Below are 8,803 nucleotides of genomic sequence, written 5' to 3'. Positions count from 1 at the left end.
GCCCACCACCGAACGGTGGTGGGCGGCGCTGTGAGGAGCAGTGCTACCGGATCTCTAGGGAGATCAGAAGGCGTTGAGCGCCTCGAGGATCTGCGGGCGAGCCTTCCACAGCTCGTCTTCCCAGTACTTCCATGCGTGGGTGCCACGCGACGGGAACTCGAAGGTGGCGGGGATACCGAGCGCGGCCAGCTTGACCTGGAATGCGCGGGTCTGGACCAGCGACAGTGCCTCGAGGCCCATTGCGTTCGCCGTGTTGTAGAAGCCGGCGAAGCCCTCCGGGTTGTCGTGCTGGCCGGGCAGGCCGCTCGCTGCGGAGATGTAGAGGGACAGGCCCTCGAGCTTCGGAGCGAACACGAACGGGTCGTTGCGCAGCCACGACGGGCTCCACGGCGGGCCCCACATCGCGTCGACGTTGAAGCGGCCGGCGTCGAGCATCGCGATACGGATGGCCTCACGCATGCCGGGAGCCGACAGGTTCAGGTAGCCCGACAGCGACGACGCGAACTTGAACTGGTCGCGGTGGTAGGCAGCCAGCGTCAGAGCGGCCGAGCCACCCATCGACAGGCCGAGGATGCCGTTGTTGCTGCGCGACACGCCACGGGTGGCGAGGTAGTCGGGCAGCTGCTGGGTCAGGAACGTCTCCCACTTGTAGGTGATGTCCTGGCTGTTGAGATTGCTGGGCGAGTACCAGTCGGTGTAGAAGCTCGCCTGGCCGCCGACCGGCATGACCAAGCTGACGTTGTCGTTGCCGAACTGCTGGAGAGCATTCGTCTCGAAGGTCCACGCGTTGGCGTCGTCGCGGGCGCGCAATCCGTCGAGCATGTAGAGAGCCGCATCACCGCCACGGGCTGCCCACTGGATCTGAACCTTGATCGGGCCCATGTCGGAATCGACGAAGACCTCTTCGAATCCTCCGGCCGGTGCGCGGTGCGAGACCGGTGCACTCTGGGCCGGTGCGGCGACAGCCGCGGAGGTTCCGGCAACACCGGCGGCAACGGGCAATACCAGCGCCACGGCGGCGGTGCCGAGCAGGCGCCGACGAAGGCCCTGCGACAACCTGGGGACAAAACGCATGAACAATGCTCACTTTCTCGATCAGCGGCGTCCGCGTTCGCGTCCCCCGTGAATACCCGGCGTTCGACGACCGGCGGGCGGTCGCCACAAGTCACACTGCGGTCAAGACTGTAAAGGATGGCGTGATCTCTGACAAACCCCGATTTCTGAGGTCGTGGGCTTGCGCAGACCGACGTGCCGTGGCGACCGTTCTCGCCGTTATCCGACCGTAATATGCCGTGATACTAGCGAGACCTGAAGTTCAAGCCAACTCGGTCATCCACCCGCGGACGGCATCGGCAGGTCGCACCGCTGGATCTCGTACTCCGGTACCCGGTCGATCCGGTATCCCGCGTACTCGAATGCGTTCCGCAGATTCCGCTTGAACAGCGGCCAGGTCAGCTCGGCACCGGACGAATCCAGCAACTCGCGCGTCTCGGGGCACGTGAGCGCGAGCTTGGCCATCGCCACCCACTCTTCGTCGAGGTAGCCCGGCAGCCAGGGATAGACGTCGACCACTCCCGACTCGGCCACCACCCAGTCCGGATACAGGATCTTGTCGTGTCCGATCCGGCCGTCTTCGAGCCGTTCGGTGTGTGCCGCGAGCGGATAGGCCAGGCCCATCTGATCGACCACCCGAACATCCAGCCCGACATTCATGCTCGTCATGCCCAGGTTCAGAAAAAAGACCGTGTGCCCCGCTCCGCCCGGCGGAATGGGTTCCGGGGGCGGGACGACGTCCCAGGCGTCGTACGACGGCGTGGGCAGCAGCAGGCCCCCGTTCGGCGTCTCGGCGATCGTGGAGACCATCGCGCGCATCCGCGGGTAGTCGAGGTAGTCCTCGGCGCGGATCGGGTGGAGGTGCCCGGTGTTGAGCGAGTAGAACGCCCGCTCGTCGACGATGCCCGATCGGCCGACCACCGCACCCTCCGGCATGCCGGTCGTGTTCGACGCGAACAGCGCCCACACCACCGTGCCGACCCAGAGCACCGCGACCGCGCCGGCCACGCGGGTCCGGGGATTGTTTCCGAGTTCGGACCGGTCGGGGACCCGGAGCGGGATCACCGCTACCGGCAGCAGCAGGCAGAACAGGGGCGGGAGCAGCACGCGGCCGTGCATGAAGTCGCCGCCGACGCGCAGTGAATACAGCAGGAGCAGGACACCGGACAGGACCATCAGCACGACCACGGCGGTGGGCGTGCGCAGTACTCGTTGTCCCGCCGTCAGCAGGGTGCGCACGTCGGTTCCCTTCGACAGGAACCTTTCACGGTTGCCGGCAACACCGGTACCGCGACCGCTGGACAGCATCACCGCGACGGTCACCGTGACGAGGAACAACAGCGGCAGCCACAGCAGATACGGCACGACCAGGTTGCCGAGGTAGTCGAAGCCCTGTGTCCACTTCGCGCCGCCCGCGTCCTTGGAGACCGCGGTGTTCGGGTACGGCAGGCCGTAGTAGCCCATTCGCCAGATCTGGTAGACCACCGGCACCAGACCCGCGACCGCGACCATCGCAGCGCGGATCCGCCAGGTCAGGCCGTCCGCGAGGAAGAGCAGAGCGAGGGTCAGACCCGCGACGATCGCCAATTCGGGGCGCACCAGCGGACCGAGCCCGGCGACGAACGCCGTGCCCAGGATCCCCACGGTCCCCGGGAGAGGCCGCTTCCCGGCGGGATCGGGCGTTGCCCACCGGACCATGAGCAGCCACACCAGCGCGAGCCAGCAGATCACCAGGCAGGTCTCGAGTCCGGATGTCGCGAAGTCCCGGGCCGGCGGCACCGCGATGTAGACGAGCACACCGGCGGGCAACAGCAGAACCGTGCCGGTCGCGGCACGCATGCGCCACCGGTACAACCGCGCCGCGCCGAGCATCGCCAGGACCACCGCGGTCGTCGAGAGCACCAGCGCGAGGCCGAGTACGACGTACTCGAGGCGGATGCCGGTGAGCCATCCGGCGCCGTAGACGATGTACGTCCATGCCGTGGAGGTGTTCGCCTCGACGCGTTCCCCGGCGTTGAACACCGGTCCGTATCCGGCCAGCAGGTTGCGCACCGTACGCAGGACGATCAGGCCGTCGTCGGCGATCCAGCGGCGGTCCCACGCGCCCCAGAACATCAGGAGTGCCGAGAGGGCCACTCCCCCGGCGAACACTCCGCGTGCGACACCGCGAGGCAGGCCGGGTCGGTTGGTGCCCGCTCGGCCTGCCGCGTTGTCGTCGACGTCGTTCACGACGTCAGAAGAGGTAGACAGCACCGCCGACCACCAGGATCCAGGCAACCGCGAGGAACTGCAGCACACGGTCCTTCAAAGCGATCTCTTCCGGCTCCCCGGCTTCGCCACCGTCCACGTCCACCGCGTACCGGAGGATCGCGACGACGAACGGCACCATCGAGATGGCGTACCAGTTCGAGTCCGCGCGGTTGTCCTGCTCGAACGCCCACAGGCCGTAGCAGATCACGACGGCGGTCGCGGCCACGGTCCACACGAACCGCAGGTAGGTCTCGGTGTAGTACTCGAGCGACTTGCGGATCTTGGCTCCGGTGCGGGTCGCGAGACGGAGTTCGGCGTAGCGCTTACCTGCCGCCATGAACAGCGATCCGAACGCCATGATCAGCAGGAACCACTGCGACAGCGGGATCTCCGCCGCGACACCGCCCGCGATCGCCCGGATCAGGAATCCCGACGAGACGATGCAGATGTCGAGCACGGCCTGATGCTTCAGCCCGAAGCAGTACGCGAGCTGGATGCCGATGTAGACGGCCATGACCACCGCGAGCTGCCAGTTCGCGAGGAACGACAGCAGGATCGAAGCGACCAGGAGGCCCACCGCGATCATGTAGGCGAGTCGTATCGGCAGGATGCCGGCGGCGATCGGCCGGAAACGCTTCGTGGGGTGCGCACGGTCGGCTTCGACGTCGAGCGCGTCGTTGACCAGGTAGATGCCGGACGCTGCCATGCAGAACACGACGAACGCGAGCGCGACCGGCAACAGCACGTCGAGCTGGGTGACCGATCCCGCAGCCATCGGTGCCGCGAGCACCAGGACGTTCTTCACCCACTGCCGCGGGCGCATCGCCTTGACGATCCCCGCGGGCAGGGTCTTCGGGGCCTCCTTGACGGCGGCCGGTTCCTCGCTCATCGCTCTCCAAACTTCTTCTCTGCCCGCACCACGACGGCGGCGGACGCCGCACCCAGTGCCGCGCCGGCCAGGACGTCCGTCGGATAGTGCACGCCGAGAACGAGGCGCGACAGCAGCATGGGCGGCACGAGCACCGCGGGAAAGGGTAGCCCGGTGACTCGGGCGAGCAGCACGGCAGCCGCGGTCGTGGAGGTCGCGTGCGACGACGGGAAACTCAGCCTGCTCGGCGTCGACACGTTGACCTGCACCGACGGGTCGGACGGCCGACGACGGCGCACCACCCGCTTGATGACGATCGAAGCGGCGTGCGCACCGACGGCACCGACGGCGACGCCGGCCCACTGACGGCGGCGCTTGCGGTCGACCACGGCTCCGAGTCCGCCGACGGCGACCCAGCCGAGCGCGTGCTCACCGAAGTGCGACAGACCGCGCGCAGCGGAGATGGCGCCCGGAGTGCTGCCGACGGCAGCCTGCACGGTCTGCAGGATCCGTATCTCGGTGTCGGTGCTCTTCCAACGACCTGTGCGAGCGCACTCGGCCGGATTCGTCTCGCTAGTTACCGGCGCCGAAGACACGCTCCCACTCCTCCTTGCTGGTCAGGGCGGGAACCGCGTCCCGGTACCGCTTCTTCATTTCGGGGAACCGGCGCGCAAGTTCACGGCGCAGGCGAAGCGCCTCGGTCAGCAGGGCCTGAGCCTGTGCTCGGTCGCGCTTACGGTAGACGACGCCCCGGCCGTCCGCGGTGGTGACGGTCACACCGTCGACCTGGGACAGCAGGAACCAGCGCGCATCGATCGTGGGCACGTTGAGCTGGGGACGGCTGTGGTGCTCGGCGTTCTCCGGACGGAAATTGTGCAGCACACCCTTGGCGAGACGCTTGACCTTCGCGGCCGCGCCTTCGGGGATTCCGACCGCGCCGACCTCGGCTCCCGACGCCATCGGCAACTCTGTCGACGACGGCAGCACCACTGCGTCGGAGAAGTTCTTCCGCAGCGCGTGCACCTCACCGAGGGCGCGGGGCAACAGGTCGAAGAGCTGCTCCGGGCCGGCCAGGAAGTCTTCGATCGCCTTGTTCTGGATCGCGACCGTGGAGTACTCGAGGCACACCAGGTGCTTGACCGTGGCCTTGACCGTGTCCAGCACCAGGGCCTTGGAGTCGCCGTCCATGTGCATTGCGGCGACGACCAGTCGGTTGCGCAGGTGGAAGTACGCCTGCCAGTCGATGGCGTCGTCCTTGTCGCTCCATGCCATGTGCCAGATCGCGGCACCGGGCATGGTGACCGTCGGATAGCCGGCGGCGCGGGCGCGCAGCCCGTACTCGGCGTCGTCCCACTTGATGAACAACGGCAGTGGCTGCCCGATGTCCTCCGCGACGACCCGCGGGATCATGCACATCCACCAGCCGTTGAAGTCGACATCGATGCGCCGGTGCAGCAGCTTCGAGTTCTCGCGGTCGTGCAACGGCTTGGTCGCGAAGTCGTGGTCGTATTCCACGTTCGGAGCGGCACTCCACATGAAGTTCGTCCGGTTGATGACCTCGCCCATGGTGTGCAGGTGGCTACGTTCCTGCAGGTTGAGCATCTGGCCGCCGACGAGCATCGGCTTCTTCGCGAAGCGCGACAATGCCAGCGCGCGCAGCACCGAGTCGGGTTCGATCTCGATGTCGTCGTCCATGAACAGGATGAACGGCGAGTCGGTGGTCTTCAGCGCCTCGTACATGATGCGGCTGTAACCACCGGAACCGCCGAGGTTGCCCTGGTCGTGGATGACGAGCCGGTCACCGAACGGTGCGGCTGCCTCGGCGAAATCCGGTTCGTCACGAACCTTGCGGGTGCCCTGGTCCGGAATGATCACGGCGTCGATGACATCCATGACCAGCGGGTCGGACGCGAGCGCCCGCAGTGCCTTCACACAGTCGGCGGGCCGGTTGAACGTCGGGATACCGACAGCGACGGACGCTCGGCCTTCGGCCTCCACCGGCGAGTACCAGCCCGCGGAGTGCAGCGTGACCTCGGTGTCGGTCGTGATGTCGAACCAGATCCAGCCGCCGTCCTCGAACGGACCGAGGTCGGTCTCGAGTTCGACGACGACCTTGTCGCCGGAGAACTCACTGCCGGTGACGTGGATGCGACTCGCGTCGGCCTTGCTGCGGTAGATGTCGATGCGGCCGTGGCCGGTCAGCTCGAGGCGCAGCACCACCGCCGGCAGTGTGCTCCAGCGCCGCCAGTAGCTTGCCGGGAACGCGTTGAAATAGGTGCACAGCGACACCTCCGACTCGGCGCCGACGGTCAGCGTCGTGCGGGTCGTGGCGTGGGCACGACGGGCGTTCGTCGGCGACTCCTCGAGGTACAGGGTGCGCACGTCGAGGGGTTCACCCGGCCGGGGCAGGATGATCCGCTGAAGAAGGGTCTTACCGAGCAGGCCCGGTTCGCTGATGCTCACGACGCGTCACCCGCGATCGGGGCACCCGACTCGAAGTGCGGCGCGAGGACATTGTCGAACATCGACAGCGCGCTGGCGATCGCCATGTGCATGTCGAGGTACTGGTAGGTCCCCAGGCGGCCGCCGAACAGCACGTTGTTCTCGGCTGCTTCCTTCTTCGCGAGTTCGCGGTAGGCGGTGAGCTTCGCGCGGTCCTCGGAGGTGTTGATCGGGTAGTACGGCTCGTCGTCGTCACCCGCGAAGCGCGAGAACTCACGCATGATGACCGTCTTGTCGGCCGGGTACGTCTCGCGCTCGGGATGGAAGTGCCGGAACTCGTGGATGCGGGTGTACGGCACGTCGGCGTCGTTGTAGTTCATCACCGGGGTGCCCTGGAAGTCACCGCAGTCGCGCAGGACCTCGGTTTCGAAGTCGAGGGTGCGCCACCCGAGCTTGCCTTCGACGTCGTCGAAGTAGCGGTCCAGCGGGCCGGTGTAGACGACGGGCGCATCGGGGCTCGCGGCCCGGATCTCGTCGCGAACCTCGAACCAGTCGGTGTCGAGCCGCACCTCGATGCGGTCGTCCTTCGCCATGTTCTCGAGCCACGCGGTGTAGCCGTCGACCGGCAGACCTTCGTACGTGTCGTTGAAGTAGCGGTTGTCGAAGGTGTACCGGACCGGGAGCCGGGCGATGTTGCCTGCCGGCAGTTCCTTCGGGTCGGTCTGCCACTGCTTGGCGGTGTAGTCGCGCACGAACGCCTCGTACAGCGGACGGCCGATCAGGGAGATCGCCTTCTCCTCGAGGTTCTTCGCCTCGGAGGAATCGATCTCGGATGCCTGCTCCTTGATCAGGGCGCGCGCCTCGTCCGGCGTGAAGTAGCGGCCGAAGAACTGGGAGACGAGGCCGAGCCCCATCGGGAACTGGTAGGCCTGGCCCTTGTGCATCGCGTACACGCGGTGCTGATAGCCCGTGAAGTCGGTGAACTGGTTGACGTAGTCCCACACACGCTTGTTCGACGTGTGGAACAGATGGGCACCGTACTTGTGGATTTCGATGCCGGTCTCGGGCTCGGGTTCGGAGTACGCATTGCCGCCGAGATGGTAGCGGCGCTCGACGACGAGAACTCGCTTGCCGAGCTGCGTGGCGGCCCGCTCTGCGATCGTCAGTCCGAAGAATCCGGAGCCGACGACGATCAGGTCGTACTCACCGGTGGAGGGCTGGGGCGCTGATGCAGCAGTCACGGAGAACCAGGGTAAGCGACCGGGGTACGAACGCGCCGGTTCGGTCCGTCACCGGACCGACCGGACGCTCCGTTCACACGTATCGGTGCAGCGTGTCGCGCACGAACGCGGCACCGGCGGGTCCGCCGTAGTTCGCGGCGAACCGTTCGTCGGCCACGTACATGTCGGCGAGGCCGAGCACGTACTCCCGGCTGATGCCCTCCGGGGTGCCGTATCCGGGAGTGCCGGGAATCGAGGACAGCCACTCGACGTGACGGCGAGCGAGTTCCCGGGCTTCCGGGCCGGCCGGGTCCACCCCGGCCTCGGCCGCTGCGGTCCAGTCCGCGGACAGTTGCGCGGCGCGGCTCTTCCAGTCGCCGCGTTCGCCCTCGCCCATTCCGCGCCACCAGCGGTCACTGTTGTCGTACGCGTCCTTGCCCCATCGGTCGATCACCTCGTCGCGGTACTGCGTGTGATCGAAACCGTCGAACACTTCGTCTGCCATGAGCTCTTCTCCCTTTTCGGTCTTCGCGAGGGTGCCGCGCACCGCTTCGATGCGCCTCTCGAGTTGCCGCCGCTCGTGCTCGAGCAGTTCGAGGTGCGTCCGCAGCGCTGCCGTCGTGTCGTCGTGCCCGTCGAGGACCTCCCGGATCGCCGGGAGACCCAGACCGAGGTCACGCAGCAGGAGGATGCGCTGCAACCGGACGAGCGCGTCGGCATCGTAGAACCGCATCCCGTTGCTGCCGGTACGACAGGGGACGAGCACTCCGACGTCGCCGTAGTGCCGCAACGTGCGGCTGGTGACACCCGCGCTCCGGGCCAGTTCCTGGATCGACCATTCGCGTGGCATCTCCGCCCTCCTTTCGGCACTTTTCAGGGTGCGTCTTGACGTTGCGTCAATGTCAACCCCTTCCTCGGACACGCCGGAAGGGGACGGACCTGATCAGGTCCGTCCCCCTGTCTCTTATAC

At 66.9% G+C, this 8,803-nt stretch carries 7 protein-coding genes; all 7 read right to left on the bottom strand.

What is annotated here, in order from left to right; all coding sequences use genetic code 11:
* Positions 1 to 63 precede the first annotated feature (63 nt).
* Positions 64 to 1,074, bottom strand: coding sequence for an alpha/beta hydrolase (locus tag ACFWBU_RS20895; protein ID WP_378529126.1), 1,011 nt, complete (start codon positions 1,072 to 1,074; stop codon positions 64 to 66).
* 255 nt (positions 1,075 to 1,329) lie between these two features.
* Complete coding sequence (gene zomB, locus ACFWBU_RS20890) at positions 1,330 to 3,168, bottom strand: flagellar motor control protein ZomB (protein WP_206036893.1); 1,839 nt, start codon at positions 3,166 to 3,168, stop codon at positions 1,330 to 1,332.
* A gap of 118 nt (positions 3,169 to 3,286) precedes the next feature.
* Positions 3,287 to 4,192 (bottom strand): decaprenyl-phosphate phosphoribosyltransferase, encoded by a 906-nt coding sequence (locus tag ACFWBU_RS20885; RefSeq protein WP_169652237.1) that lies wholly within the window; start codon positions 4,190 to 4,192, stop codon positions 3,287 to 3,289.
* Entirely contained in the window at positions 4,189 to 4,686 is a 498-nt protein-coding gene (locus ACFWBU_RS20880) for a phosphatase PAP2 family protein (RefSeq protein ID WP_169621057.1), read from the bottom strand. The genes ACFWBU_RS20885 and ACFWBU_RS20880 overlap by 4 nt, the downstream gene beginning before the upstream one ends.
* A gap of 58 nt (positions 4,687 to 4,744) precedes the next feature.
* On the bottom strand, positions 4,745 to 6,634 hold the full coding sequence (locus ACFWBU_RS20875) for a glycosyltransferase (protein WP_378529125.1): 1,890 nt from the start codon (positions 6,632 to 6,634) through the stop codon (positions 4,745 to 4,747).
* Positions 6,631 to 7,854, bottom strand: a complete 1,224-nt coding sequence (gene glf / locus ACFWBU_RS20870; protein WP_169652238.1) for a UDP-galactopyranose mutase — start codon at positions 7,852 to 7,854, stop codon at positions 6,631 to 6,633. Before glf ends, ACFWBU_RS20875 begins: the two co-directional genes overlap by 4 nt.
* 73 nt (positions 7,855 to 7,927) lie before the next feature.
* Positions 7,928 to 8,683: a MerR family transcriptional regulator gene (locus tag ACFWBU_RS20865; RefSeq protein ID WP_378529124.1), complete on the bottom strand. Its 756-nt coding sequence runs from the start codon at positions 8,681 to 8,683 to the stop codon at positions 7,928 to 7,930.
* Positions 8,684 to 8,803 lie beyond the last annotated feature (120 nt).

Source organism: Rhodococcus sp. NPDC060084, assembly GCF_042730335.1.
In the GTDB taxonomy this organism is placed as follows: Bacteria; Actinomycetota; Actinomycetes; order Mycobacteriales; family Mycobacteriaceae; genus Rhodococcus.
The sequence above is the reverse complement of the archived record's forward strand: the minus strand, read 5'-3'. Positions and strand labels throughout refer to the sequence as shown.